20 protein-coding genes are annotated in these 26623 nt (G+C 70.8%); 6 read left to right on the forward strand and 14 right to left on the reverse strand.

Translation table 11 applies throughout. The features are described 5' to 3' along the window. Positions 1-3 precede the first annotated feature (3 nt). Positions 4-930: a hypothetical protein gene (locus CIK71_RS07650; protein WP_141393702.1), complete on the reverse strand. Its 927-nt coding sequence runs from the start codon at positions 928-930 to the stop codon at positions 4-6. A gap of 138 nt (positions 931-1068) precedes the next feature. Here CIK71_RS07650 and CIK71_RS07655 point away from each other — a divergent pair, with 138 nt between their 5' ends. Genes CIK71_RS07655 through CIK71_RS07670 form a run of 4 tightly spaced genes read left to right on the forward strand, consistent with a single transcriptional unit; the run spans position 1069 to position 5747 of the window. Continuing rightward, on the forward strand, positions 1069-1839 hold the full coding sequence (locus tag CIK71_RS07655; protein ID WP_096164605.1) for a LamB/YcsF family protein: 771 nt from the start codon (positions 1069-1071) through the stop codon (positions 1837-1839). After that, positions 1836-3695 (forward strand): 5-oxoprolinase subunit B/C family protein, encoded by a 1860-nt coding sequence (locus CIK71_RS07660; RefSeq protein WP_096164606.1) that lies wholly within the window; start codon positions 1836-1838, stop codon positions 3693-3695. Before CIK71_RS07655 ends, CIK71_RS07660 begins: the two co-directional genes overlap by 4 nt. A 58-nt stretch (positions 3696-3753) precedes the next feature. Continuing rightward, the gene (locus tag CIK71_RS07665; RefSeq protein WP_096164607.1) at positions 3754-4245 is read left to right on the forward strand and encodes an NUDIX domain-containing protein; all 492 of its coding nucleotides are present in this window, start codon (positions 3754-3756) and stop codon (positions 4243-4245) included. Between the two features lie 23 nt (positions 4246-4268). Continuing rightward, positions 4269-5747 carry an MFS transporter gene (locus CIK71_RS07670; RefSeq protein WP_096164608.1) on the forward strand — a complete coding sequence of 493 codons (1479 nt, stop codon included), beginning with the start codon at positions 4269-4271 and terminating at the stop codon, positions 5745-5747. A 24-nt stretch (positions 5748-5771) separates the two neighbouring features. On the opposite strand, the gene CIK71_RS07675 is transcribed toward CIK71_RS07670, so the two are convergent. From CIK71_RS07675 to CIK71_RS07715, 9 genes are all read right to left on the reverse strand, one after another. Continuing rightward, positions 5772-6242 (reverse strand): ribose-5-phosphate isomerase, encoded by a 471-nt coding sequence (locus CIK71_RS07675; protein ID WP_096164609.1) that lies wholly within the window; start codon positions 6240-6242, stop codon positions 5772-5774. A gap of 197 nt (positions 6243-6439) precedes the next feature. Continuing rightward, positions 6440-8152, reverse strand: coding sequence for a dihydroxyacetone kinase family protein (locus CIK71_RS07680; RefSeq protein ID WP_096164610.1), 1713 nt, complete (start codon positions 8150-8152; stop codon positions 6440-6442). A gap of 48 nt (positions 8153-8200) precedes the next feature. Then, positions 8201-9580: an RbtT/DalT/CsbX family MFS transporter gene (locus CIK71_RS07685; RefSeq protein WP_096164611.1), complete on the reverse strand. Its 1380-nt coding sequence runs from the start codon at positions 9578-9580 to the stop codon at positions 8201-8203. A 354-nt stretch (positions 9581-9934) separates the two neighbouring features. Beyond that, entirely contained in the window at positions 9935-10948 is a 1014-nt protein-coding gene (locus CIK71_RS07690) for a D-ribose ABC transporter substrate-binding protein (RefSeq protein WP_096164612.1), read from the reverse strand. A gap of 103 nt (positions 10949-11051) precedes the next feature. Then, positions 11052-12263, reverse strand: coding sequence for an ABC transporter permease (locus CIK71_RS07695; RefSeq protein ID WP_096164613.1), 1212 nt, complete (start codon positions 12261-12263; stop codon positions 11052-11054). A 26-nt stretch (positions 12264-12289) separates the two neighbouring features. Then, entirely contained in the window at positions 12290-13831 is a 1542-nt protein-coding gene (locus CIK71_RS07700) for a sugar ABC transporter ATP-binding protein (protein ID WP_096164614.1), read from the reverse strand. Next, positions 13828-14505 (reverse strand): DUF2291 family protein, encoded by a 678-nt coding sequence (locus CIK71_RS07705; protein ID WP_096164615.1) that lies wholly within the window; start codon positions 14503-14505, stop codon positions 13828-13830. Before CIK71_RS07705 ends, CIK71_RS07700 begins: the two co-directional genes overlap by 4 nt. 382 nt (positions 14506-14887) lie before the next feature. Beyond that, a complete protein-coding gene (locus CIK71_RS07710) occupies positions 14888-15988 on the reverse strand; it encodes a zinc-binding dehydrogenase (protein WP_096164616.1) in 1101 nt (366 codons plus the stop codon). Between the two features lie 265 nt (positions 15989-16253). After that, the gene (locus CIK71_RS07715) at positions 16254-17201 is read right to left on the reverse strand and encodes a sugar-binding transcriptional regulator (RefSeq protein ID WP_096164617.1); all 948 of its coding nucleotides are present in this window, start codon (positions 17199-17201) and stop codon (positions 16254-16256) included. A 307-nt stretch (positions 17202-17508) separates the two neighbouring features. Between CIK71_RS07715 and CIK71_RS07720 the strand changes: the two genes are divergently transcribed. Both CIK71_RS07720 and CIK71_RS07725 read left to right on the forward strand, forming a co-directional pair. Beyond that, the gene (locus tag CIK71_RS07720) at positions 17509-18999 is read left to right on the forward strand and encodes an FGGY-family carbohydrate kinase (RefSeq protein WP_096164618.1); all 1491 of its coding nucleotides are present in this window, start codon (positions 17509-17511) and stop codon (positions 18997-18999) included. A 191-nt stretch (positions 19000-19190) separates the two neighbouring features. Further along, entirely contained in the window at positions 19191-20042 is an 852-nt protein-coding gene (locus tag CIK71_RS07725; RefSeq protein ID WP_096164619.1) for an SMP-30/gluconolactonase/LRE family protein, read from the forward strand. Between the two features lie 102 nt (positions 20043-20144). On the opposite strand, the gene putP is transcribed toward CIK71_RS07725, so the two are convergent. The 4 genes from putP to CIK71_RS07745 all read right to left on the reverse strand — a co-directional run bounded on the left by putP (position 20145) and on the right by CIK71_RS07745 (position 26584). Continuing rightward, positions 20145-21710 carry a sodium/proline symporter PutP gene (gene putP, locus CIK71_RS07730; RefSeq protein ID WP_096164620.1) on the reverse strand — a complete coding sequence of 522 codons (1566 nt, stop codon included), beginning with the start codon at positions 21708-21710 and terminating at the stop codon, positions 20145-20147. A 625-nt stretch (positions 21711-22335) separates the two neighbouring features. After that, positions 22336-23880, reverse strand: a complete 1545-nt coding sequence (gene glpK, locus CIK71_RS07735; protein ID WP_096164621.1) for a glycerol kinase GlpK — start codon at positions 23878-23880, stop codon at positions 22336-22338. A gap of 73 nt (positions 23881-23953) precedes the next feature. Next, positions 23954-24676 carry an MIP/aquaporin family protein gene (locus tag CIK71_RS07740; protein WP_096164870.1) on the reverse strand — a complete coding sequence of 241 codons (723 nt, stop codon included), beginning with the start codon at positions 24674-24676 and terminating at the stop codon, positions 23954-23956. Positions 24677-24841: 165 nt separating this feature from the next. Then, entirely contained in the window at positions 24842-26584 is a 1743-nt protein-coding gene (locus tag CIK71_RS07745) for a glycerol-3-phosphate dehydrogenase/oxidase (RefSeq protein WP_096164622.1), read from the reverse strand. Between the last annotated feature and the right edge of the window lie 39 nt (positions 26585-26623).

A 26623-nucleotide genomic window follows, 5' to 3' on the forward strand; every position in this document is an offset into this window, starting at 1 on the left:
TTCTCAGCCGGCCCCGCCGCCGCTGACCAGTACGGTCGCCAGGGCGCGCAGGTCAGCGGGGCCGACCGCACGGAACTCGAGCTGCGGATCCTCGGACCCCGGGTCCAGCGCCTCCATCGTGAGCACTGCGTCCGCCGTGGCATAGCTGCTGGCCTGCTGCACCGAGCCGTCCGCCGTGCGCACGACGGTGAGCACGGTCAGGGCACGGGTCGCGGCGAGCTGCTGACCGATCGCGCTGGTGGCGAGCTCGGAGGAGCGCACTCGCTGTGGCTGCCCCTCGCCCGCGGCGACCCCGGAGGGGTCGATCAGGACGACCAGCCGGGCGATGGCCTGCTCGAGGCGCAGCGGGGTGAAGCGATGGATGCCGAGCGCGGTCACCTCCTCCTCGAGCACCCCGTCGTCGTGCACGCAGTAGTGCAGGCGCTGGACCTCCGGGCCCTGCGGGGTCTGCACGGTGCGCTCAGCCGTGAGGAACAGCGTCGCGGTGCGGCGCAGCACCAGGCAGCCGGCGATCTCCGGATCCGCCCGCCACCTCGGCTCGCCGCCTCCCGGATCCGCGAGGGCGCTGACGCGTCCGGCGGCGATCAGCGCGCGCAGGCCCACGGCCGCGGCGAGGCGCCGATGCTCCCCCTGCTCCTCGAGCCACGGGGTCGCGGTGAACTGACGTCGCTCATAGCCGTCCAGGGCCGCGATCTGCTCGTCGGTCAGCGACACCAGCAGCTCCGCCTGGCCCTCCTCGCCGCGACGCAGCACATCGGCGGCCGCCGCGGCATCCTCTGCCGTGTAGCGGATCGGCGAGGCAGGATCGTTCGAGGTCAGGCCGCCCGGAAGGTCAGGCACCGCGCCCGGGGTCGATGACCCGTGGCCCGACGACGCAGTGGCCGACGGAGCGGGGCCGGCGGGGTGCGGTCTGTCGGAGCTCTGACTCATGCCTCGACAGTATCGGTCGCCCGTTGCCCGTCAGCCCTCGCCCCTCGACAGGCCTCCGCGGCCGTCCGACGACATCCGGGCCGCCGAGGGCCGATAATGGATGAGCACCGCTGCACCGATCGAAGGAGACGCTCGCCGATGACCGCCCTGCCCGCGCCGCTCGATCTCAACGCCGACCTCGGGGAGGGCTACGGCGACTGGTCGATGGGCGACGACGCCGCGATGCTCGACGTCGTGACCACGGCGAACGTCGCCTGCGGGGGGCACGCCGGGGGCCCCGGCACGATGCGCGCGGCGACCCGCGCCGCCGCGGACAGGTCCGTCGTGATCACCGCGCACGTCGCCTATCCGGACCTGCAGGGCTTCGGCCGACGCTTCCTCGACATCGCTCCGGCCGATCTCGTCGACCAGGTGGTCGTCCAAGTGGGAGGTCTGCAGGCGATGGCCCGGGCTGCGGGCACGACGGTGCGCGGGGTGAAGCCGCACGGCGCCCTGTACTCCGCGATCGCCCACCACGAGGGCCAGGCGGGGGCGGTCGTCCAGGCGCTCACGGAGCTCGGCGGGGACCTCCCGCTGGTGGCCGCACCGGGCGCCGTCGTCGTCGACCTCGCGCAGAAGGCAGGCATCGACGTGGTCCTGGAGGGCTTCGCCGATCGCGCCTATCTCCGCGACGGCACGCTCATGCCGCGCAGCCGGGTCGGCGCCGTGCTCACCGATCCCGAGGCCGTGGCCGCACAGGCCCTGCAGATCGCGACCGAGCAGCGGGTGCGCGCCGACGACGGCTCCTGGATCGCTCTGCCGGCACGCTCGCTGTGCCTGCACGGGGACACCCCCGGTGCCGTCGAGCTCGCCCGCGCGGTCCGCTCGACGCTCGAGGGCGCCGGCGTGCTGCTCGAGGCGGCCCTGTGACCAGCCCGTCCGCGCCCTCCGAGGGGACCCGTCTCGCTGCGCCCCGCGCGGTGCACCGCGCGGGGGAGTCCGCGCTGCTCGCGGAGTATCCGGACACCGCCTCGGTGCTCGCCGCGGCGGCGGCCGTCCAGGCCCTGGATCCGCCGCACCTGGTGGATCTGGTGCCTGCGGAGACCACCCTGCTGCTGTCCGGCACCGCAGCCCGGGACCTCGACTCGCTGCGCGCGCTGCTCGACCATCTCCCGGCACCGGGCGAGGAGCAGAGCGCGGGCACCGAGCGCAGCATCGGTGTCGTCTACGACGGCGAGGACCTCACCGAGGTAGCCGAGCTGCTCGGTCTCAGCCCCGACGCCCTGATCGCCGCCCACACCGGTGCGACCTGGACGGCGGCGTTCGGCGGCTTCGCCCCGGGCTTCGCGTATCTCGTGCCCGGAGACGTCCCCGACGCCTCCGATGTCGTCTCCGCGCAGACGGACGGGTCGGGCTCGCCCGGGCCCCCGTGGGACGTGCCCCGTCGTGCGGAACCGCGCACCGCCGTCCCGGCCGGCGCCGTGGGACTCGCCGCCCGCTATTGCGGCATCTATCCCCGCTCCTCCCCCGGCGGATGGCAGCTGATCGGCCGCACCGAGGCCGAGCTGTTCGACACCGCGCGCACGCCGCCGGCGCTGCTCACCCCCGGGACGCGCGTGCGATTCACCGCCCAGCGGGCCGTCTCGCGCCTCTCGGCGACGACCTCGGCGCTGGCCCGAGCGCGCTCGGAGGCCGCTGCCGTGCCATCGAGGCTGGCCCGTCGGCGGGGTGCCCGGGCCGTGCCCCTGGAGGATGCTCGGCCCGCACTCGAAGTGCTCGCCCCCGGGCAGCTCCTGCTCCTGCAGGATGGCGGGCGTGCGGGTCAGGGGGCGATCGGCGTGAGCGCGTCGGGGGCCTTCGATCGTGGCGCGCTGGTGCGGGCCGATGTCGCGGTCGGCAACTCCCCGCGCGCGGCCGTGCTCGAATCGCTGTGGGGCCCGGTGCGGCTGCGGGCGCTGGTCCCGACGGTCGTCGCCGTCTCCGGTGCGCCCGGCACGCTCACCGTGCACCGCACCGATCCCGAGGTCGGAGAGCTCGAGCTCGAGCCGGCCGAGGCCCAGGACCATGCGATCGCCCTGGATCCCCAGGACGTGCTGGTCATCGGTCCCCCCGCCGAGGGTCTGCGCCGTCTCCTCGCGATCCGCGGCGGGGTCCGGGGAGTGCGGCGGACGACCGCCGATCCCGGCCCAGGAGCCAGCGCAGGAGCCAGCCCAGGAGCCAGCACAGAATCCGGCGCCGTCCTCGGTTCCCTGTCCCGCGACACGCTCTCCGGGCTGGGCCCCGCCCCGCTGGAGGCAGGGGATGTGCTGTTGATCGGCCCCGTGCACGGCCTCGATGCGGTGCCCGACCGTGCGCCGGGTCCGACGGGAGCGGAGCGCGAATCGGAGCAGGAGCACGCCTCCGGGGCCGACGAGCGCTCCCCGTCGGCCGAAGCCCCGTCCCTTCGCATCCGCGTGCACGCCGGGCCCCGCGACGAGCTGCTCGGCAGCGAGGCGCTCGATGCGCTGACCAGCACGCAGTGGACGGTCCGCGGCGATTCCGACCGCATCGGGGTGCGCCTGGACGGCCCGGCCCTGCCGGTGCCGGAGGGGGCGGGCTCCCTGCCGAGCGAGGCGACGGTGCCCGGCGCGATCCAGGTGCCGCCGTCGGGGCTGCCGGTGGTGTTCGGGCCGGATCATCCGAGCACCGGCGGCTATCCGGTGCTCGCCGTCGTCACCCGGGCGGGACTGGACCTGCTGGCCCAAGCGGCCCCGGGCAGCACTGTGCGGTTCGTCCCCGCGGACTGAGGCGCCCGCTCGCGGACTGCCCCTGCCCCGCAGCGCCCGACGGTGCCACGATAGGGGCATGCCTCGTCTGCTCCCGGATCCTGCCTACTTCGCCTCCCTGCCCAAGGTGATCAGCTCCGGCGCCGTCATCCTGCGCGATGAGGACGGCCGTTTCGTCGTCGAGAAGCCGAACTACCGCGACCACTGGCTGCTGCCCGGCGGCGGCGTCGATCCCGGGGAGGACCCTCGGCGCTGCGCCCGGCGGGAGGTCCTCGAGGAGCTCGGACTGGACCTGGAGGTGGGGCGTCTGCTCGCGATCGACTGGATGCCCTCGAGTGCTGCCCGCAGCGCCCCGATGGGCGTGCACTTCGTCTTCGACGCGGGCGTGATCCCCCGCGCTCAGCTCGAGGCGACCGTGGTGCCTCAGGTCGAGGAGCTCGATGACTGGGCGCTGATCGACGAGGCGGACGCCGAGATCCTCTCCCCCTGGGGCGGTGCTCGCGCTCGGCGCGCTCTCGCGGTGCTGCGCGGCGAGGCCGAGCTGGACCTCGCCGCCCACGCCCAGCGCTGACCCCGCCCCTTTCGGAGAACACGATGACACCCAGCACCTCCTCGTCAGTGCCGGCCGCACCGCAGGCCGAGCACTCGCTGACCAGGTCCCAGCGGCTGGACCGCCTGCCCTTCACCCGCAAGCACGGCAAGCTTCTGGGCGCCTCCGGGATCGGCTGGGCGCTGGATGCGATGGACGTGGGACTGATCTCCTTCGTGATCGCCGCTCTGAGCGTGCACTGGGGGATCTCCAAGGGCGACGGCTCCCTCATCGCCTCCGCCGGGTTCGCCGGCATGGCGATCGGCGCGAGCGTGGGCGGGCTGCTCGCCGACCGGATCGGCCGACGGTCCGTCTTCGCCCTCACACTGCTGGTCTACGGCCTCGCCACCGGTGGTTCGGCGCTCGCGATGGGCGTGGGCACCCTGATCGTGCTGCGCTTCGTGGTCGGGCTGGGCCTCGGCGCGGAGCTGCCCGTGGCCTCGACGCTCATGAGCGAGTTCGCCCCGGCCCGGATCCGTGGGCGCGTGATCGTCTGGCTCGAGGCGTTCTGGGCGCTGGGCTGGATCCTCGCCGCGGTGATCGGCACCTTCGTCGCGGCGTCGGGGCCGACGGGCTGGCGGTGGGCGCTCGCAGTGGGCCTCGTGCCGGCCGCGTATTCGCTGGTCGTGCGGTGGGGCATGCCCGAGTCGGTGCGATTCCTGGAGCAGAAGGGCCGGCACGACGAGGCCGAGACCATCGTGCGCAGCTTCGAGGAGGCCGCGGAGCAGAGCGCCCGCGGGCAGACGGCCGACGGGCCGAGCGGCACCGTCGGCGCCGAGCCCGCGCCCGGCGCCGCGCGTGAGGCGAGTGAGGCGAGTGAGGCGAGTGAGGCGACGGTTCGGGTCGCGGCTCCCGACGCCGTGGGCGAGATCCCTCAGGCCGACACCGTCGAGAGCACCGGCGGCATCTGGTCGCGTGCGCTGCGCCGGCGCACCGCCGGCCTGTGGGCCGTATGGTTCTGCATCAATCTGGCCTACTACGGCGCCTTCATCTGGATCCCGACGCTGCTGGTGGAGCGGGGATTCACGCTCACCCAGTCCTTCACCTTCACGCTGATCATCACGCTCGCCCAGATCCCGGGCTATGCGATGGCCGCCTGGCTGATCGAAGTGCTCGGCCGGCGCTGGACGCTGACCGTGTTCCTCACCGGATCCGCGCTCTCCGCGATCGGGTACGGGCTCGCGGATTCCGAGGCGACGATCATCGCCGCCGGCTGCGCGCTGAGCTTCTTCAACCTCGGTGCGTGGGGCGCGCTGTACGCGATCGGACCCGAGCTGTACCCGACGGCAGTGCGCGGCACAGGGACGGGCGCCGCGGCGGCGTTCGGCCGGATCGCCTCCATGCTGGCCCCGTTCCTGGTGCCGGTGCTGGTGGTAGCCGGCGGGCAGACCCTCGCCTTCGTCTGCTTCGCGATCGCCTTCGCCCTCGCAGCGGCAGCAGCCTTCACCCTGCCGGAACAACGAGGGCGCGCGCTGGCGCAGTGAGCGCGGGGAGGCCTCAGGCCTGCCTCAGGCCTGCTCGAGCGACCCGTCGTAGGCGCAGATCGCGTCGACCTTGGCGGCCGAGGAGGACTCGGGATCGAACTCGAGGTCCAGCCAGACCTTCACGAGCTCCTTGGCGAGCTCGAGGCCCACCACGCGCTCGCCCATGCACAGGACCTGCGCATTGTTCGAGAGCACCGAGCGCTGCACCGAGTACAGGTCGTGCGCGGTGACGGCACGGATGCCGGAGACCTTGTTCGCCGCGATCGCGACGCCGAGGCCCGTGCCGCAGACCAGCAGCGCACGGTCGGCCTCACCGGCAGCGATCTTCTCCGCCGCCTCGACGGCGACGTTCGGGTAGTAGGTGCCGTCCTCGCGCCCGGTGACGCCGACGTCGATGACCTCGTCGACCCGCGGATCGGACTCCAGCAGCTCCTTCAGCGCGCTCTTGTGGCCGTAGCCCGCGTTGTCGGATCCGGTGACGATCTTCCAGCCCATGACTGCTCCTTCGTAGTGGTTCGTGGTGGTTCGTAGCGGTTCGTAGTGATTCGAGGTCGGCGCTCTCCCCCGAGCCCCGGGAACCTCTCCCCAGTGCAACGCGGACGAGCGGCGGAGTGTTCCCTGACCGAGGACGTCCGACCGATCGGTGGTCTCCCCGCGGGGCGGACGGCCGCCCGCCCCGCGGGGACGCCGGCTCAGGCGGACAGCTGCTCGCCCAGCAGGGTCACGATCTTCGAGAAGGAGATCGCGCCCGGGTCCGGGGTGCCCACCGACTTGTCGCCGTGGTTGCGGGCGCGCCCCATGGTGGCGGCGATGTCGGCGGTGTCCTCGGCGGCGGAGGTGGCCTTCGCCGCGGCCGCGGCCACGGCGTCGGCCGCAGACGAGCCAGAGCCCTGCGCCTCGGCGAGGGACTCGCGGAAGGGCACGGCGGCGTCGACCATCGTCTTGTCGCCGGGCTTCGCGCGTCCCAGCCGCTCGACGGCCTCGACGGCCTGCACGAGCCCGGTCAGGAGCTGTTCGTCGTCCACCGCCGTATCGTCCGCGAACGCGCTGCCGAGGCTGGTCAGCGCCGCGCCCCAGAGCGCACCGGAGGTGCCGCCGGCGTCGGCGGACCACGACGCCCCGGCCTGCACGAGCACAGTACGGGCGCCGGCCCCGTTCTCGGCGGCCCGCTGCGCCGTGGCGTGCGCGGCGCGGATGCCGAGCACCATGCCCTGGCCGTGATCGCCGTCCCCGGCGACCGCGTCCATCCGGCCCAGCTCCGGCTCGAGCTCGACCAGCAGGGACTCGACCTCGCCGAGGATCGAGGTGATCGTGCGGGCGCTATCACGCGACTCCTCCGTGGCCTCGGGGATCGGATCCTCTCCAGGGCTGTACAGCTCCCCGCGCTCCTCGCCCCGGTCCCCGCCCACGGTGCCGCCGCGACGGAAGGCCGGGGTGTCGGCCGGGGCGAGCCAGAGCTGCTCGAGCTCGTCGTCCAGGCGCATCACCGTCAGGGAGAGCCCGGCCATGTCGAGGCTGGTCACGTGCTCGCCCACCTCGGGGCGCACCACGGTGAGGCCGGCGTCGGCGAGGAGCTGTGCGGCGTGCTTCCACACCACGAACATCTCCTCGTACTTCACGGTGCCCAGGCCGTTGAGGACCACGGCGACGCGCTCGGAGTCGAGCTCCGGGGTCTCCTTCAGCACGCCGTCCACCAGCACCTCGGCGAGCTCCGCGGCCGACGGCATCGGGGTCTCGTCGATGCCGGGCTCGCCGTGGATGCCCAGCCCGATCGCCATCTTCCCCTCGGGGACATGGAACAGCGCGTCGTCGGCTCCGGGCAGCGTGCAGCCGTCGAAGGCGACGCCGAGGGACCGGGTGGCGTCGTTCGCCTTCCAGGCCAGGCGCTCGGCCTCCTCGAGATCCGCACCGGCCTGGATCGCGGCGCCGGCGATCTTGAACACGGGCAGGTCACCGGCGATGCCGCGGCGATCGCGGTGCTCGCCCGTCTGGCCCGAGGCGACGTCATCGCTGACGGCCACGATGCGCACGTCGATGCCCTCGGCGCGCAGCTTCTCGGCGGCGACACCGAAGTGCAGGACGTCGCCGGCGTAGTGGCCGAAGCCGAGGATCACGCCGCCGCCGTTCTCGGCATTGCGAGCCACCGAGTACACCTGGTCGGAGGACGGCGAGGAGAAGATGTTCCCGCAGGGGGCGCCGTGGGCGAAGCCCGGGCCCACCCATCCGGCGAAGGCCGGGTAGTGGCCGGAGCCGCCGCCCACCACGAGCGCCGGCTGGCCCGCAGGGGTCGCGTTCTTGCGCACGACGCCGCCGTGCACCTGGAGCAGCTCCTCCGGGTGGGCGGCCACGAGGCCTTCCACGGCGTCGGCGGGGAAGGACTTGGGATCATCGAAGAGGTAGGTCATCACACGTCTCTCTCAGGTGGGAACTGCAGGGCGAGGGGCGTCCGACGGTCAGGCGACGGTCGGCGCGTCGGCCTCGGCGTCGTCGTCCACGGCCGGTCCGTGCAGGCGCGGCTGGTGGACGTTGAAGAAGAAGGTCATCGTGAAGGCGCAGGCGTACAGCAGGATGAAGGCCCAGACCACGCCGACGTTGCCGCCGAAGGGACGCACGATCGCGACCACGGCGGACCCCAGGAAGGTCGCACCGCCGGCGGCGGTGGTGTACATCGCCATCGCCGCACCGGTGTGCCGGGGAGCGATCGCGGGCATGATCGCGCCCAGCGGCACGAAGCCGGCCAGCATGATGCCGAAGACGGTGCCGGCGATGACGGAGACCACGAAGCCCCAGTCGGAGCCGGCGGGGACCAGGTGCGGCACGTACCACCAGGCCAGCAGCCCGATCGCGGAGCCGAGGATGCCGAACCAGCGCACCGTCTTCGTCCAGCCCCACTTGTCGCCGAGCGTGCCGAAGGCGGCGTTGAACAGGATGTTCCCGGCGTAGACGATCGCGGTCATCACGAGCCACTGGGACTGGCTCCAGCCCAGTCCGCCGTCGTCGATCGAACCGGCGATGACGTTGGGCAGGATGATGAACATGCCGAACTCGGGCGCAGTGTTGATCAGGCGGGTCAGGAAGCCCATCGCGATGCGCTTGTTCGTGAACGTGAGCCGCAGACCGGAGAGGATCACGCCGGACGACGACTCGCCCTCGGGGGCCAGCCGCATCGAGCCGTGCTTCTCGCGCACGCCGAACCAGGCGATGAGGAAGCCGATCACCACGATCGCCGTGGACGCCAGCATCGCGCCCGTCTCACCGACGAAGCCGCTGCCGAAGGCGGGGATCAGGGCCACGGCGACGATCGAGCCCAGGGTGGGGAAGCCGCCGGTGAACATCACGTAGAACCAGCCGACGCCGGCTCCGTTGCGCTCCTTGTCGATCACGGCGTTGATCCACACCAGGAATGCGAAGGCGAACAAGGGGAACCCGAAGCCGCGCAGGAAGTACGAGATCGCGATCAGCGGGATCGATTCGAGCTGCAGCGAGCCGAGGAAGGCGAGCTGGAAGACCACCCACACGGCCAGGCCCAGGGCCATCACGCGGCGCGGGCCGATGAGGTCCGAGAGGGCGCCGGCCAGGTACGAGCCGACCAGCACCGCGGCGCTGTACGCGGCGATGATCTTGGCGGCGAGATCGATCTTGTCGTCGCCGCCGCCGAAGGTCGTGGCGATGTGCGTGGAGACGAAGTTGGACTCGATGCCGTTGCCGGTCATGAAGACCAGCACGCCGAGGAAGCCCCAGCGCAGGACATGCGGGATGCCGAGACGATCCAGGAACGTCTCCCGTCCGTCCGGCGCGTCGACCTGACCGGATGCTTCGGTCGTCGAACTCATACAGGACACTCCTTCGTGTGGGCGCGACCGGTCGCCCGGCCCTCGTGCACGACTCGCGCACGGCTCGGCCGGCGCGGGACGGGATGACCATAGGCCTCGTCCGAACATACGTCAAGCACAAATGTTCCGACGAGAACCGACGTGTGTTCCCGAGGAGTGCTCGCGGCCTGCGGCCCCGGCATCTGCTCCCGATACGTGGTCGGGGTACGCGTACCCGGTGGGCGTCCCGGCGTGTGTTCCGCCACGACGGCAGCGGGTCCGATGTCGGGCGCCGACGGGGGCCGACGCCACCCGCAGGCGTCGGCCCCCGCCCTCCGCACCCGCGCGGTCGATCCCTCGCGCGAGTGCTGCGGCTCACTCCGTGTAGGTGAACGGCGCCGTCATCTTGTCGACGTTCTCCTCAGTGATGAGGATGCAGTCCAGGGCCTGCTTCTCCTCCTCCGGCTCGGTGCCGTTGCGCAGGAAGTCGTCGGCCATCTCGATCACCAGCTCCGCGAACTGTGCGACGGGCTGCAGCACCGTGTAGGCCAGCTCGCCGTTCTTGATCGCCTCGACGGCGTCCGGCGAGCCGTCGAACCCGCCCACGACGATGCCGTCCAGCGCCCCGGCCTCCTTGAGAGCCGCGATCGCGCCCAGCGCCATCTCGTCGTTACCCGAGATCAGCCCCGTGATGTCCGGGTTCGCCTGCAGCAGCGACTGCGCCTTGTCGTGCCCCTTGGTGCGGTCCCAGTCCGCGACCTCCTCGCCGACCTTCTCGAGATCGGGGTACTGGGCGATCGTGGTGGTGAAGCCGTTGGACCGGGTCTGGGCGTTGTTGTCCGAGGGCAGGCCGAACAGCTCGACGTAGGTGCCCTCCTCCCCCATGCGCTCGACCCATTCCTGGGCGCCGAGCGCCGCGCCCTGGGCGTTGTTGGAGACCAGCTGCGCCTTGACCAGCCCGGCCTCGTTGATCTCCGCGTTGATGAGGAAGACGGGGATGTCCGCCTGGAGGACCTTCTTGATGGTGCCGATCGAGCCGTCGGCGTTGGCGGGATCCATGATCAGAGCCACCGACTGGTTCGAGATCGCCGTGTCCACCAGCGTGTTCTCGGTGTTGGTGTCGCCCTTGTGGGCACCGATCGTGGTCGTGTAGCCGAGCTCCTCGGCCTTCGCGGCGGCGACGTCGCCCTCCGTCTTCCAGTAGGGGTTCGAGGGGTCGTTGACGATGATCGTGATGAGGCCGCCGTCGGCCCCGCCGCCACCGGAGTCGGAGGAACCGCCGCCGGAACCACCCGAGTCACCGGAGTCGTCGGAGCCGCCGGAGCACGCTGCGAGGCCGGCCGTCGCGGCGCCGATGCCGAGAGCGGAGAGGAAATGCCTGCGTTCCATGATGTCTTCCTTTCGGAGGGATGCCGCCGGTGGGGAGGCATCGGAGCTCGTGCGCGAGATGCGGTGAGCGGGGTGGATGAAAACGGGTCGGATCGGGGGTCGGTCAGTCGGAGGACGGGGAGCGGGGGCCAGCGGACCCAGCGGGCCCAGCAGGCGCAGCGGGCTCAGCGCTCTCGCTCGAGCCGCCGGGATCGCTCGGTGCCCGAGGACCGCTGGGCCCACCGGCTTCACCGGGCCCACCGGGCTCGCCGGGTGTGCCGGCCCCGCCGGTCTTCCGCCCGGCCCTGCTCGCCTTGCCGGGGCGGCCGTACTGCAGGGTGTTGAGCAGGACGGCGACGACGATGACGGCGCCCACGAAGACCGTCTGCCAGTAGGCGGAGACGCCGATCAGCACCAGGCCGTCGGAGAGGAAGCCGATGACGAAGGCGCCCAGCAGGGTGCCGCGCACGGTGCCGCGACCGCCGGAGAGGGCCGCGCCGCCGATCACCACGCCGGCGATGGCGGTGAGCTCGTAGGTGTTCCCGGCGGTGGGGCTCGCGCTGGTCAGGGTCGAGGCGAGGATGATGCCGGCGACGGCCGAGCACAGGCCCGAGACCACGTAGACCCAGATCGTCACGCTCCGCACGGGCACGCCGGACAGCTGCGCCGCCCGCTCGTTGCCACCGGTCGCGTACAGCCAGCGGCCGAAGGTCGTCCGTCCCAGCACCACGGCGATGACCAGGGCGATCACGGCCATGATGAGCACTCCGGCGGGGATGCCCAGAACACGGTTGAAGCCGAGCCATTCGAAGCCCGTGTTGCCCAGCGCCTCGTCCCCCGAGAGGTCGTTGAGGGTGCGGCCGTTGGTCATCAGCAGCGCGAAGCCGCGCACCACGTAGAGCATGCCCAGCGTCGCCACGAACGGCGCCACCTTGAACTTCGCGACCAGCACGCCGTTGATCAGTCCGAGCGCCCCGCCGAGCACGATCGCGATCAGCACCGCCGCCGGGACGTTCGGGTACAGGGTCACGCCGAACATGCTGATCGGCACGCCGCGCAGCAGGAATCCGGCGATCACGGCGGTGAAGCCGAGGATCGAGCCGACGGAGAGGTCGATCCCCCCGGTGAGCACCACGAGCAGCTGACCCAGCGACAGCAGCGCGAAGATCGCCACGTGGGAGGACATGATCAGCAGATTGTTGACCGTGAGGAAGTTCGGGGACAGCAGCGAGAAGATGACGATGATGAGCGCGAGGGCCAGGAAGGCCCGGCTCTCGATGAGGAGCTTCGAGATGTCGAGCTTCCTGGGGGCGGTGCCTGCGGCGGTGGAGTTCATGATGCGTATCCGTTCGTGGGGCAGGGTCAGGAGGTGACGACTTCACCGGAGGCGGCCATGACGTCGGCCTTCGCCGCGTCGGGCCCGAACTCGGCGGAGATGCTCCCGCGGCGCAGCACGACGATGCGGTGCGCGATGCTGAAGCACTCGTCGATCTCCGAGGTGGAGTAGAGGACGGCGAGCCCCTCGCGGGCGCGCTCGGCGAGCAGGCCGAACACCTCGGCCTTCGCGCCGATGTCGATGCCGCGGCTGGGCTCGTCCAGGAGCATGACGTCGGGCCGGGTCGCGAGGACCTTGCCGATCACGACCTTCTGCTGGTTGCCGCCGGAGAGGGAGCCGATGCCGACGCCGGGTCCGGGAGCTTTCACGGTCACGTCCTTGATCAGGCCCGTGGCCAGGTCTTCCTCCGCCCGGCGCGAGGTGAATCCGCGATGGAGGAACTGCTTGATGCTCGCGAGGGTGAGGTTCTGGCCGACGGTCATGGTCTGCACCAGCCCGTCGCGCTGGCGATCCTCGGGGACCAGACCGATCCCGCGGGACAGCCGCTCGCGGAGCGACTGCGCGGCGATGTCCTCGCCGCGCAGCAGGACGCGACCGCCGGCGATCTCGCCACGACCGGCGACCGCTTCGAGCATCTCGGTGCGCCCCGCGCCCATCAGCCCGTACACGCAGACGATCTCGCCCTCGCGCACCTCGAGCGAGACCCCGTCGACGACGGCGCGCTCGGGGTTCTCGGGATCGCGCACGGTGAGGTCCTCGATCCGCAGCACGCTCTCGCCGAACTCGTGGCCCCGCGGAGGGGATCCGAGGTCGAAGTTCTCGCCGACCATGTGCCGCACGATCCAGTCGAGGTCGATCTCCTCGCGACGGCCGCGGGCGGTCATGCTCCCGTCCCGCAGCACCACCGCATGGTCGGTGACCTGCAGCGCCTCCTCCAGGTGGTGGGAGATGTAGACGAGCGAGACGCCGCGGGCGGTGAGCTCGTCGATGATGCCGAAGAGGATCTCGACCTCCTTCGCCGCGAGGGCGGAGGTGGGCTCGTCCATGATGAGGATGCGTGCGTCGATCGAGAGCGCCCTGGCGATCTCGACGATCTGCTGCTGTCCGACCCGCAGGTCGCCCACCAGCGCCGACGGGCTCACGTCCAGGTGCATGTCCTCGAGCAGGGCCGCGGTGCGACGGGTCTCCTCGGCGAAGTCGACCCTCCCGCCGTGCGTGATCTCGCGGCCCAGGTAGATGTTGTCGCGCACCGAGAGGTTCGGGGCGAGGCTCAGCTCCTGGTGGATGATCGCGATGCCGTGGTCGCGGGCCTCGGTGGTGGTCGCGAAGGAGACGGGTTCGCCCTCCAGCTCGATCTGCCCGGAGGTGGGCTGCTCGACCCCGGAGAGGATCTTCATCAGCGTCGACTTCCCGGCGCCGTTCTCCCCGAACAGCGTGGTGACCTCGCCGCGGTGGATCTCGAAGTTCACGCCCTTCAGGGCGCGGGTGCCGCCGTAGGTCTTCACGATGTCACGGGCCGCGAGCACGACGTCCCGGGCCGGGTGCTGTGCGTCCGCCGCGGTGTTCACTGGACCTCCAGGGAGACGGGGGTGACGAGCCAGCCCTCGGGGTTGATGGCGGTGAAGGCGCCCGTGACGGTGATGGTCTTCCCGCTCAGCGTGCTCGGGTCGACGGGATCGAGCACCTGCTTCTTCATCTCGTCGTTCAGCGCGGCGCCGGCGTCCTGGAACTCGATCTGGTTGGTGAACTGGCCGAAGTCGTAGCTGCCGGTGGCATCGCGCAGCTCGGTGCCGTTGATGGCCGGGCCGGTCTGGAGGCGCACCGTGACGTCCTCGGGCATGCCTTCGATCGCCACGTCGTAGATCCCTGCCTGTCCCTCGCCGACGGTGCCGGTGAAGGTCGTGGAGTACACCGTGTTGCCGGCGGCCTCGATGCCGTGCTCCTCGGCGGTGGCCTCGGGATCCTCCAGCAGGGCGGGGGCGAGCTCGGTCGCCGGGACGGCACGTTCCGTGATCTGCTCCTGGACGGCGGGAAACTCCTCGGCGCCGAAGGTGGACTTGTCGAACTCGGCGGGACCTGCGAGCTCCTGCTCCTGGCCGTCGGGCACCACCTTGGTGCCCAGGACCACCACGAGCAGGGCGATCACGGTGAGGGCGGCGCCGATCCAGCGGCCGACGTGCTTGACGTGTCGTCGCGCGGGACGAGGGGCGGCCGGGGGTGCGTCGGCAGCTGCAGTGCTCATGCCGATCCTTCCTGTCTGGAGCCGTCGACGATGACGGTCCCCGCAGTGCCGTGGGCGGGACGCTGCGGTGGATGGTGGGTGCGGTTCCTGCGTGGGCGACGACGTCGACGCCTCGGCGCGAGGATCCTCGGGAGCCTACGGGAGCACTGCACGGCTCGCCCTCGTCGGCGGGTCATGCGCGTGCCGTCGGCTGGATGGGACGGGCGGGGTGGGCGCTCTGCGGCGAGCGCCCGACGGGATACGGGCTGGAGAAGGGGTGGGTGACGGGGTAGGAGACGAGGCTGGAGACGGGACGGGTGCGGACAGTCGCGGGCGCGGACTGTCGCGCGGGGGCCGCGGCCGGGTCGTCAGGCGGGACGATCCGGCCGCGGGGCCGGAGGGATCAGGCTCCGGGGAGGAGCGAGACCTTGATCGAGGCGCCGGCGGAGTCGGCGACGGTGTCGAGAGCCTTCTGCACCTCGCCCAGACCGAACTGGTGGGTGCAGATCTCGTCGAGCGGCAGCACGCCGGACTCGATGATCTTGATGGCGGCGGGCCAGCAGTGCGGGCCCAGGTGGGCGCCGAGCACGTCGAGCTCCTTGTCGTCGGAGATGATCGACCAGTCGACCGACACGTTCTCCTTGAACACCGAGTACTCGACGTAGCGACCGAGCTTGCGCAGCAGGTTCAGGCCCTGCGAGACGGCACTGGGGTGGCCGGTGCACTCGATGTACACGTCAGCCCCATAACCGCCGGTCAGAGCCCGGATCTCCTCGTAGACGTCGACCTTCGAGGGGTTCATCGTGAGATCGGCGCCGCACTTCTTGGCGAGCTCGAGCTTGTGCTCGTCGAAGTCCAGGGCGATGACCATCTTGGGGTTCTTGTGCGCGGCGCCGATGATCGCGCCGAGGCCGATGGGACCGGCGCCGGCGATGACGACCACGTCGTCGAAGGTGAGCTGGGCACGCTCGACGGCATGCAGCGAGCAGGACAGCGGCTCGGCGAACGCGGCGTGGTGCGGCGGGATCTCCGAGGAGATCTTGTGGGCTCGGGCCAGGGGCGGCACGATCATGTACTCGGCCATGCCGCCGTCGTAGTGCTTGAAGCCGAACATGTCGTGCGGTCCGCACATCCAGTACCAGCCGCGCTTGCAATACATGCACTCCTCGCACGGCACGATCTGCTCGAGCACGATGCGGTCACCGAGCTCGACCCCGTGCAGCGCGAGCGCCTCGGCGGATCCGGAGACGACCTCGCCGGTGATCTCGTGGCCGGGCGTGATGCCGGGCTCGACCCAACGCTCCCGGTTCTCGTCGCCCCAGAACTTCGCGGCGCCGGCGTAGGCCTTGAGATCGCTCGCGCAGACGCCGACCGCCTGGACCTTGATCAGGAGCTCGTCGGCCGCAGGAGAGGGCACGGCCTTGTCCTCGAGGCGGTAGTCCTCGGGCGCGTGCATGACCACGGCCTTCATGCTGGCGGGAGTTGCTCCGGCGGTCTCAGTCATCTCGACACATCTCCTTCGATACGTTCCGGTCGCAGTGCTCGTACCGGTCGACATCGGCGCCCGTCGGCATGACGGGACCCGGTCGCCAGTGAGCCTAGACACCCTCCGAACATTCGTCAAGCACAAATGTTCCGACCGTTGGTGCCGCCGACGCACGGGCGGGAACGCGCGGACCCGGGGGCGGGGCACCGTCAGTGCCGTCCGGTCAGGTGGGTGGGCCAGGCGGGCGGGGGACGACGTCCGGCCCGGTGAGCGAGAGGCGGCGTCAGGGCTGCTGGCCGAACTCCTCGAGCACGGCCTCGGCGGTCTCCACATCGGTGAGGAGGGTCGTGAACAGGCGTGCCTTCGCCCCTGCGACGATCGACGGGGCCTTGGCCGTGTCGGCGGCCAGCGCGATCGCATGGGGGATCGCGCGCAGCAGCTCGACCGACGGGCGCACCAGACGGTCCGCACCCGGATAGAGCAGGGTGTTGCCGTCGGCGTCGTAGAAATGCAGGCAGATGTCCCCTACCGCGTCATGCAGCGAGGGGTCATCGCGCGGGACCACCGAGGTCAGCGCCTCACGGTGCGCATAGGGGGCACCGATCCCGGAGACCAGCACCTGGGCACGTGCCCACAGGTCGGTGATCTCCACGAAGCTCGGATCCGCCTGCAGCGATCGCCACAGACTGGGGCTGGGCAGGGCCGGCGCGAAGATGAAGCGCGGGGTCGCTCCCGTGCGGTCCACCAGGTTGCGCACGGTCTCGTTGGTCTGGAACGCCGGGTCCGATTCCTGCTGGCCGCCGACGGTCGGAGCGATGACGACGCCGTGCAGATCGGGCATGCCCGACATCCGGCTCACCGCGTGGGTGGTCTTCCCCGAGGACATCAGCAGCACGTCACCCCGGCGCAGGTCCAGACGGCGAAGCTCCTCCCCCAGCAGATCCCCGATGCCGCGGAACTCCCGTTCCCTCTGGTCGCCGGGCGCGATCCGCACCCGCTGCACCCCGAGCAGGTCGCGCAGCTGCACCTCGAGCTCGGTGATGTCGGGCCCGGTCACGTCGAGCACCTCGAAGCGCACCATGCCGATGCGGCGGGCCTCGGTGAGCAGCTTGCTGACGGTGGGACGGGAGACCCCGAGCCTGCTCGCCACCTCCGCCTGGCGCAGGTTGTCGAGATAGTACGCGGAGGCCGCGCGATGCAGGAGCTGCGGATCCATGTGCGAGTCGAGCACGCCTGCTCCTTTCCTCGTCGTCCCGTCCCCGACGTCCACGTCGAGGCACGGATGTGCCGAAACTCGCTGCGGTTCCGGTCCCGGCGCGTCGATCCTAATGGAGGAGCGCACGGCCCCGCCCCCGGCGGCCCCCTCGTCGGCCGCCGCCGTCCCCTCCCGACGGATCGCTCCGAGCCCGGCCGGCCCCGCTTCCGCGATGTCCAGGGAACTCGCCGACCGGGGCGCCGGACAGTGGCAGGATGGTCCAGGCCCTCTCGGCGGAACCGATCGGGCAAGAACGCCGAGGCGGCGACGAAAGGGCAGGTCAATGCTGGAAACACGTGAGGCGGTGCTGGGCGTCGACATCGGGACGTCGAGCGCGAAGGGAGTGCTCGTCGCGCTCGACGGCACGATCCTGCGCACGGCGACCCGGGAGCACACCGTGGAGCGACCGGCCCCCGGGCACGTCGAGATGGACGCCCACGTGTGGTGGGAGGAGTTCGTGGGGATCTCCTCCGAGCTCGTCTCCGGCACAGATGTTCACGTGACGGGGATCGGCGTGTCCGGAATGGGCCCGTGCGTGCTCCTGGCCGACGACGCCGGCGAGCCCGTGCGCCCCGCGATCCTGTACGGCGTGGACTCCCGCGCCGAGCAGCAGATCGAGGACCTCACCGCCCGCTTCGGCGAGGACGAGATCCTCGATCGCTGCGGCAGCGTGCTGTCCTCGCAGGCCGCGGGCCCGAAGATCCGCTGGATCGCCGACCATGAGCCCGAGGCGTTCGCGCGCGCCACCTGCCTGTTCATGCCCGCCTCCTACCTCGGGTTCCGCCTCACCGGGCAGTACGCACTGGACCACGCCAGTGCCAGCATGGTCACCCCGGCCTACGACTCCGCGACGCTGGACTGGCACCGCCCCTGGGCCGAGCACGTCGCCCCGGGCCTCGAGCTGCCGCCGGTGCTGTGGTCCGGCGAGGTGATGGGCACGGTCTCCGAGGCGGCCGCGCAGTCGCTGTCCGGGATCGAGGCCGGCACCCCCGTGGTCGCGGGCAGCACCGACGCCTGGGCGGAGGCGATCAGCGTGGGCGCGACCGCCCCGGGGGACGTCATGCTGATGTACGGGACGACGACGTTCCTGGTCGCGATCACCGATCAGCCTGCGCCGAGCCGTTCCCTATGGGTGACCTCGGGGACCTCGCAGGGCACGTTCACCCTCTCCGGCGGGATGGCCGCCTCCGGAGCGATCACCGGCTGGATGCGGGACCTCACCGGCGGGGCCGACTTCGCGACCCTGGTGCGCGAGGCCGACGCGGCGGGGGTGGGCGCGAACGGCCTGCTCATGCTCCCCTACTTCGCCGGCGAGCGCTCCCCCATGCACGACCCGTCGGCCCGTGGCGTCATCGCCGGACTGACCCTGTCCCACACCCGGGGCGACCTGTACCGGGCCGCTCTCGAGGCCGCGGCCTACGGCGTGCGCCACCACATCGAGGAGCTGCGCGCCGCAGGGGTGCGCATCGAGCGCGTGGTCGCCGTGGGCGGAGGAACCCAGAACGCGCTGTGGCCGCAGATCGTCTCGGACGTCACCGGGCTGCGTCAGGAGATCCCGTGCCGCACCGTCGGCGCCTCCTACGGCACCTCGATGCTCGCCGCCCGGGCCGCCCACGGCATCGAGACCGACGGCTGGAACGCGATCGACCGGGCCTGCGAGCCGGATCCGGCGGCCACGGCACGCTACGACGACCTGTACCGGATGTACCGGGAGCTCTACCCCGCGACCCGCGACATCGCCCATTCCCTGGCGGCGCTGCAGCGCGACGGCTGACGCCTGCGGGCTGATGCCGGACGCATGACGTCTGGCTCCCGACTCCCGGCTCCCGACTCGTGGCTCATGGCTCCTGGCTCCTGGCTCCTGGGAGGAGGGGCGGCCGAAGACCGGTGGCCACCGGAGGCCCGCACGGCCGCCCCACCCCGTACGGTGGACAGACACCGCTTCCCTGCGCGAACGGAGCCCCCATGCACGCCGACCGCATCACCGACTCGCTCTGCCATCACGCCGAAGGCCCCTACTGGTCCGACGAGTGGGGTGGTCTGCGCTGGGTGGACATGCTCGCCGGGGACATCATGCACCTCGGCCCTCGCGACGAGGTCCGTCGGATCGAAGCGCCCTCCCCCGTGGTCGCGTGCGTGCGCCCGGCCTCGAGCGGCGGCGCGGTGCTGGCCCTCGAGAAGGGCTTCGCCTTCGAGGACGCCGACGGCTCGTTCGTGCCGCTGCCCCCGCTGTGGGACGGCCCGATCCGCATGAACGAGGGCGCGATCGCCCCCGACGGCTCCTTCCTGTGCGGCTCCATGGCCTACGGCGCGACGCCCGGCGCGGCCTCGATGTGGCGCCTGCGCCCCGACAGCACCACCACCGAGATCCTCACGGACCTGACCATCTCCAACGGTCTGGCGTTCTCGGCCGACGGCACGCGGGCGTTCTACGTCGACACCCCCACCGGCCGCGTCGACCAGTTCGGCTGGGACGACGAGCAGGGTCTCGTCGAGCGCCGGCCGTTCGCCGACCTCACCTCGCAGGACGGTCATCCCGACGGGCTCACGCTCGACAGCGAGGGCAACGTGTGGGTGGCGATGCACAGCGGCCACCAGGTGCTCGGCCTCGATCCCGAGGGGCAGGTCGCCGAGCGCATCGCGGTGGGTCCGAGGCAGGTCACCGCCTGCACCTTCGGCGGCGAGGACCGCTCCACGCTGTTCATCACCACCAGCCGGGAGAACCTGGCCGACGGGGAGGACCCGGAGGCCGGGTCCCTGTTCGCGGTGCAGCCGGGCGTGCGCGGCCCGGCCGACGAGCGGGTCTTCGGCGGCTGAGCGCACCACGCAGAGGAACGGCGGGGCATCCAGATCCTGGATGCCCCGCCGTTCTTCTGCACAGTGGCCAGTGGTGCGCCGTGCTCGTGCTGGCGCAGGCGATCAGAGGGTCCCGGCGGCTCCCGCCTCGGTGGGTGCCGCATGGGTGCCATGGATGGGGATCTCGCCGGTGGCGAGCGACTCCTCCATGTCGTCGAATTCCTGGATCGTCGAGGCCGGCGGACGCGGCGTCAGGAGGCTCACCACGACGGCGAGCACAAGGCAGATGAGGAATCCGGGGATGATCTCGTAGAGGTGCTCCCCGCCGAACAGACCCCACGTCTCGTCGGGCGTGAACTGGCCCCACACGAACGCGACCGCCGCGCCCGCGACCATCCCGGCCCCGGCGCCGGCCGCGGTCAGGCGGCGCCAGAACAGCGAGAGCAGCACGATCGGTCCGAAGGCGGAACCGAACCCGGCCCAGGCGAAGGCCACGAGGCCCAGCACGGAGCTCTCCGGGTTCAGCGCCAGCACCACGGCGACCACCGAGATGACCAGGACGCCGATGCGGCCGCCCCACAAGGACGCCCGGTCGCTGAGCTTGATCCCCACACCGCCGACGAGGTCCTCGACCAGGGCCGAGCTGCTGACGATCAGCTGCGAGGAGATCGTGGACATGATGGCTGCGAGCACCGCGGCCAGCAGGATGCCGGCGATCAACGGGTGGAACAGGATCTGGGAGAGGTCGAGGAAGACCGACTCGCCGTTCTTGGAATCACTGATGACGGCGTCCGCGTTCTGCTGGAAGTAGGCCAGGCCCGCGAGCGCGGTGAAGACCGCACCGATGACGCAGATGATCATCCAGCTCATGCCCACGACCAGGCCATATCGGGCATCGCGCGAGGAGCGCAGGGCCATGAAGCGCACGATGATGTGCGGCTGACCGAAGTAGCCCAGGCCCCACGCGAGCGAGGAGATGATGCCGATGAAGGTGCCGCCGGCGGTCATGGAGCCGAAATCGGCGTTGACCTCGCGCACAGAAGCGAACATCGCGGCCGGACCGCCGACCACGAACATGGCGGTGATCGGGACGACGAGGAGGGAGACCAGCATGATGATGCCCTGGACGACGTCGGTGTAGCTGGCCCCGAGGAAGCCGCCGAACAGCGTGTACAGGATGGTGACGCCGCCGACGAGCAGCATGCCGGTGAGGTACGGGCCGCCGAACATCGACTGGAAGAAGACGCCGCCGGCGACCATGCCGGAGGACACGTAGAAGGTGAAGAACACCAGGATGATCAGGCCCGCGGCGACGCGCAGGATGTTGGTGCGGTCATGGAGACGGTTGCCGAAGAAGCTCGGCACCGTGATCGCGTTGCCCGCGAGCTGCGTGTACTGCCGCAGTCGTGGCGCGACGAAGAACCAGTTCAGCCCGGCACCGACGGTCAGGCCGACGGCGATCCACGCCTCGACCAGCCCATTCATGTACAGCGCGCCGGGCAGGCCCATGAGCAGCCAGCCGGACATGTCGGAGGCTCCGGCGGAGAGCGCGGCGGTGAAAGGATGCAGCTGCCGCCCGCCGAGCATGTAGTCCTCACCTCCCGTCGTCTTGCGGAAGGCATAGATGCCGATGCCGATCATGGCGGCGAAGTAGATGCCGAGGGCGATCAGCTTGAAGACGAGATCCATGAGAGGACTCCGATCTCAGTGATGGGGAAGGGACGAGGAGGGGGTTGGAGCGGACAGGGTCTGGTGGGGGCGGACAGGGTCGGATGCGATGGTGCTCGTCGAGGCGAAGTCGGGCAGTCCCCCAGTGGAAACCATCCCGACCGATGCTGCCCGAGCATCCCCAGGGGATGCCGTACGGGCGTCAGGAACCACGCGGTTGCGCCGAGGATACGCCTCGGCGCGGCCGAAGCCGCCCCTCGTTGCCGGACGGTGACCTGAGACGGTGGCCTGAGACGGCGACCCGGGACAGAGCGTTCTCAGGCAGCCCGTGCCGTCGCACGGGCGCATCCGGAGCGGCGCAGGGCGACGCACGCACAGGTGCGCGGCGCACGGACTGCGCATCCGGACCACGACAGCACGATGCGCTGGCCTCCCCGCAGGGAGGTCCAGCGCATCATGCCCTCACGGGCGCGAAGCACGATCGATCGAGGCCACCCGATCATCGATCACCCGGCGCACGCAAACTCGCCGCCGACCCCGCATCCGCAGTTCGTCGATCAGCTGTACTGCTCTGCTGGTCTCCTCCCGCGAACGCTGCGCCGCCGACTCGTACCTCGCCGCCGACTCCGCATCCGCAGTTCGTCGATCAGCTGTACAGCGCCTCGGTGTCCTCGTCGACCCAGTCCAGGGTGCGCTCGACGGCCTTCTTCCACAGGCGCAGGTAGCGGTCGCGGGTCTCGTCGTCCATCGCAGGCTCCCAGCGCTTGTCCTCGGCCCAGTTGTCGATGACGTCCTGCTCACCGTCCCAGAAGCCCACGGCGATGCCGGCCGCGTAGGCGGCACCGAGCGCGGTGGTCTCGATGACCTTCGGCCGCACGACGGGCACGCCGAGGATGTCGGCCTGGAACTGCATGAGGGTCTCGTTCATGACCATGCCGCCGTCGACCTTGAGCTCGGAGAGCTCGACGCCCTCGCTCTCGGCGTCGGCGACCATCGCGTCCAGCACCTCGCGGGACTGGAAGGCCGTGGCCTCCAGCGTGGCGCGGGCGATGTGGTTCTTGGTGTGGAACCGGGTCATGCCGACCATCGCGCCGCGGGCGTCGGAGCGCCAGTGCGGAGCGAACAGGCCCGAGAAGGCCGGGACGATGAACAGGCCGCCGTTGTCGTCGACCTCCTTCGCGAGATCCTCGATCTCCGGGGCGTCCTTGATCAGGCCCAGGTTGTCGCGCACCCACTGCACGAGGGAGCCGGTCACGGCGATCGACCCCTCGAGGGCGTAGATCGGCTTGTTGTCGCCGATCTTGTAGGCGACCGTGGTGAGCAGGCCGTTCTCGCTGCGCACCAGGTCCTCACCGGTGTTGATCAGCATGAAGTTGCCGGTGCCGTAGGTGTTCTTGGCCTGGCCCACCTCGAAGCAGGCCTGGCCGAAGGTGGCCGCCTGCTGGTCGCCGAGGATGCCGGCGAGCGGGGTGTCGATGAGCAGGTCGTTCTTGCGGCCGTGCCCGTACACCTCGGAGGACGACTTGATCTCGGGGAGCATGGACAGCGGGATGCCCATGTCCTTCGCGATGTCCTCGTTCCAGTCGAGGGTGTCGATGTTCATGAGCATCGTGCGCGAGGCGTTGGTGACGTCGGTGACATGGATGCCGCCGCTCTGGCCGCCGGTCAGATTCCACAGCAGCCACGAGTCGGTGTTGCCGAACAGCAGGTCACCGGCCTCCGCCTTCTCGCGAGCACCCTCGACGTTGTCCAGGATCCACTTGATCTTCGGGCCGGAGAAGTAGGTCGCCAGCGGCAGGCCCACGCGCTCCTTATACTTGTCCGCGCCCTCCTCGCCCGCGAGCTCATCGCAGATCTTCTGGGTGCGCGTGTCCTGCCAGACGATGGCGTTGTACACGGGCTCGCCGTTGTTCTTGTCCCACACCACGGCGGTCTCGCGCTGGTTGGTGATGCCCACGGCCGCCAGCTGGTGACGGTTGATCTCGGCGCCCACGAGCGCCTGGCCCACGACGTCGCGGGTGTTCTTCCAGATCTCCTTGGGGTCGTGCTCGACCCAGCCCGACTTCGGGAAGATCTGCTCGTGCTCCTTCTGGCCGGAGGCGACGATCTGACCGTCGTGGTCGAAGATGATCGCTCGGGTCGAGGTGGTGCCCTGGTCGATGGACATGATGTACATGGTCTTGTCGTTCATCGGAACTCCTTCGTCATGGATGAGGGGTGGTATGGTCGCAGCTGCGCGAATCGGCGCGGAGCCGCGGGGTGGATCAGAAGTAGAAGATCGAGGCTACGCCCGCGAGAACGCCGCCGATCATGGGGCCGGCGACCGGCACCCACGAGTATCCCCAGTCCGAGCCGCCCTTGTGCTTGATCGGCAGGACTGCATGGGCCAGGCGCGGCCCGAGGTCTCGCGCCGGGTTGATGGCATAGCCCGTCGGCCCGCCGAGGGAGGCGCCGATGGCGAGCACCAGCAGCGCGACCGCGAGCGGCCCGAGCTCGTGGGGCGTGTTGCCGAACATGATGATCACGAAGACCAGCACGAAGGTCGCGATGATCTCGGTGACCAGGTTCCAGCCCTTGGAGCGGATCTCCGGGCCGGTGGAGAAGGTGCCCAGGATGGTGCCGGCGTCCGTCTCCTGGTCGTAGTGGTTCTTGTACGCGAGCCAGGCCAGCACGGCGCCGAGGAAGGCCCCGATCATCTCCGCCACGAAGTAGGTGATCGTCGTGCCGAACGTCATCGGGATGCCCGGTGCGAACTCGGTGGCCTCGCTCGAGAGCAGGCCGATGGTCACCGCAGGATTCAGGTGCGCGCCGGTCTTGTAGGCGGTCCAGACGCCGGCGAAGACCGCCAGCCCCCAGCCGAAGTTGATCATCAGCCAGCCGCCGCCGTTGCCCTTGGTCTTGCCCAGGATGTTGTTGGCGACGACGCCACCGCCCAGCAGGGTCAGCATCGCGGTGCCCGCGATCTCCGACAGCAGGATCGTTCCGATCGTTCCCATATGTTCTCCTCATCGAGAGCCGACCCGCGTCGGTGCGGGTCGGTACCGGCTCAGTGCCGGTGGCAGGCCGAGGGCGGCCTGCGGGGGCGTGCGCTCTGCCGCCCCGGATGGTGCATGTCCACGGCGCCCGGATCTCGTCTCCGGGCGCCCCTTCGGTCATCGTCTCGGCGGCACCTCCGCGACGTCGGCGAGGCAGGCCGCGGCCTGGTCATCGCTGGTGGCGCGCTCGCCCTCCAGGCGGGCGGTGATGAGGGCACGGTAGGTCTCGACCTCGCGGCGGCGGGCAGCGTCGTCCCAGCCCAGCTCGGGGCCGACGAGCGCTGCGACCTCATCGGCCGCGGCGACACCGCGGTCACGGGTCTCGTAGTCCAGCCGGGTACGGCGCTGGAGCACGTCGATCAGGTGGCGGGCGCCCTCGGCGCGGACCGCGTAGAGCGCCTCGGCGCGCAGGTAGCGCGGGGCGTGCTCGAGCGGCGTCCCCAGCGAGGGGTCCTCGTCGATGAGCGCGAGCACGTCGGTCAGCAGTGCGCCGTAGCGGAACAGCAGGCGATCCACGCGGACCTCGTCGAAGCCGTAGCGTCGGCCGATCTCATGCTTGTCGCGCACGAGCGTCTCGTAGCCCTGCGCGCCGATCACCGGCACGGAGCGGGTGAGGCTCGGACGGCCCGGCTCGGAGTCCTTGATCGCGAAGTCGACGACGTCCTCGGCCATCACGCGGTAGGTGGTGAACTTGCCGCCCGCGATCGCGGCCAAGCCCGGCTCGATCTCCATCACGGTGTGCTCGCGGGAGACCTTCGTGGAGCCCGCCCCGGAGTTCTTGCGCACCGGCTGCAGCAGCGGGCGCAGGCCCGAGTAGACGCCGATGACGTCCTCGCGGGTGAGATCGTCGGCGAGGACCTCGTTCGCGTGCTCGAGCACGTACTCGATGTCGTCCCTGGTCGCGCCCACGTCGCGTGGGTCCTGGGTCCAGGCGGTGTCGGTCGTGCCGATCACCCAGTACTCGTCCCACGGGATGATGAACAGCACCGACTTCTCGGTCTGGGTGATGATGCCGGTGTCCGGGACCGCGGGGATGCGGTCGCGGGCGATCGTGACGTGGATGCCCTTGGAGGCGAGCACCTCGAGGCCGGCGTCGGCCCCGGCGAGCTCCTGCTGGTCCTGGGTCCAGACGCCGCCGGCGAGGATGGTCCGGCGGGCGTGGATGTCGAACTCCTCGCCGGTCTCCTCGTCGCGCACCCGGGCGCCGATCACGCGCTCGCCCTCGTGGAGGTAGTCCACGACGCTCGTGTAGTTGGCGACCGCGGAATCGTTCTGGGCGGCGGAGCGCACCAGCATCATCACGAAGCGCGCGTCGTCCATCTGCGCGTCGTAGTACTCGAGCGCGCCGACGGCCTTCTCGCCGTCCAGCGCCGGGAAGACCTTCAGCATCTTGTCGTGCAGCAGGTGGCGATGCATCGGCACCGCACGCTTGCGGCCCACGGATTGCATCGCGTCGTAGAGCATGACGCCGGAGCCGATGAACGCGCGGTCCACGACCTTCTTGAAGAAGGGGAAGACGAACTTGATGGGCTTCACCAGGTGGGGCGCGGTGTGCTCGAGGAGCAGGTCGCGCTCGCGCAGGGCCTCGGCGACGAGCTTGAAGTCGAGCATCTGCAGGTAGCGCAGGCCGCCGTGCATGAGCTTCGAGGAGCGCGAGGAGGTGCCGCTGGCCCAGTCGCGACTCTCGACCAGGCCCACGGAGAGGCCGCGGGTGGATGCGTCGAACGCGGCTCCGGCTCCGTTGACACCACCGCCGACGACGAGCACGTCCAGCGGATCGTCGACCGTGGCGGCGCGCAGGCGCGAGAGGTGCTCCGCTCGGGATCCAGGGGTGAGGGCGGACCGTTGCTGATCGGACACGTGGCTGCTCCTTTGCCGTGACATCTGCTCGGCGGCGTC

The organism is Brachybacterium alimentarium, from assembly GCF_002332425.1.
Classification (GTDB): domain Bacteria; phylum Actinomycetota; class Actinomycetes; order Actinomycetales; family Dermabacteraceae; genus Brachybacterium; species Brachybacterium alimentarium.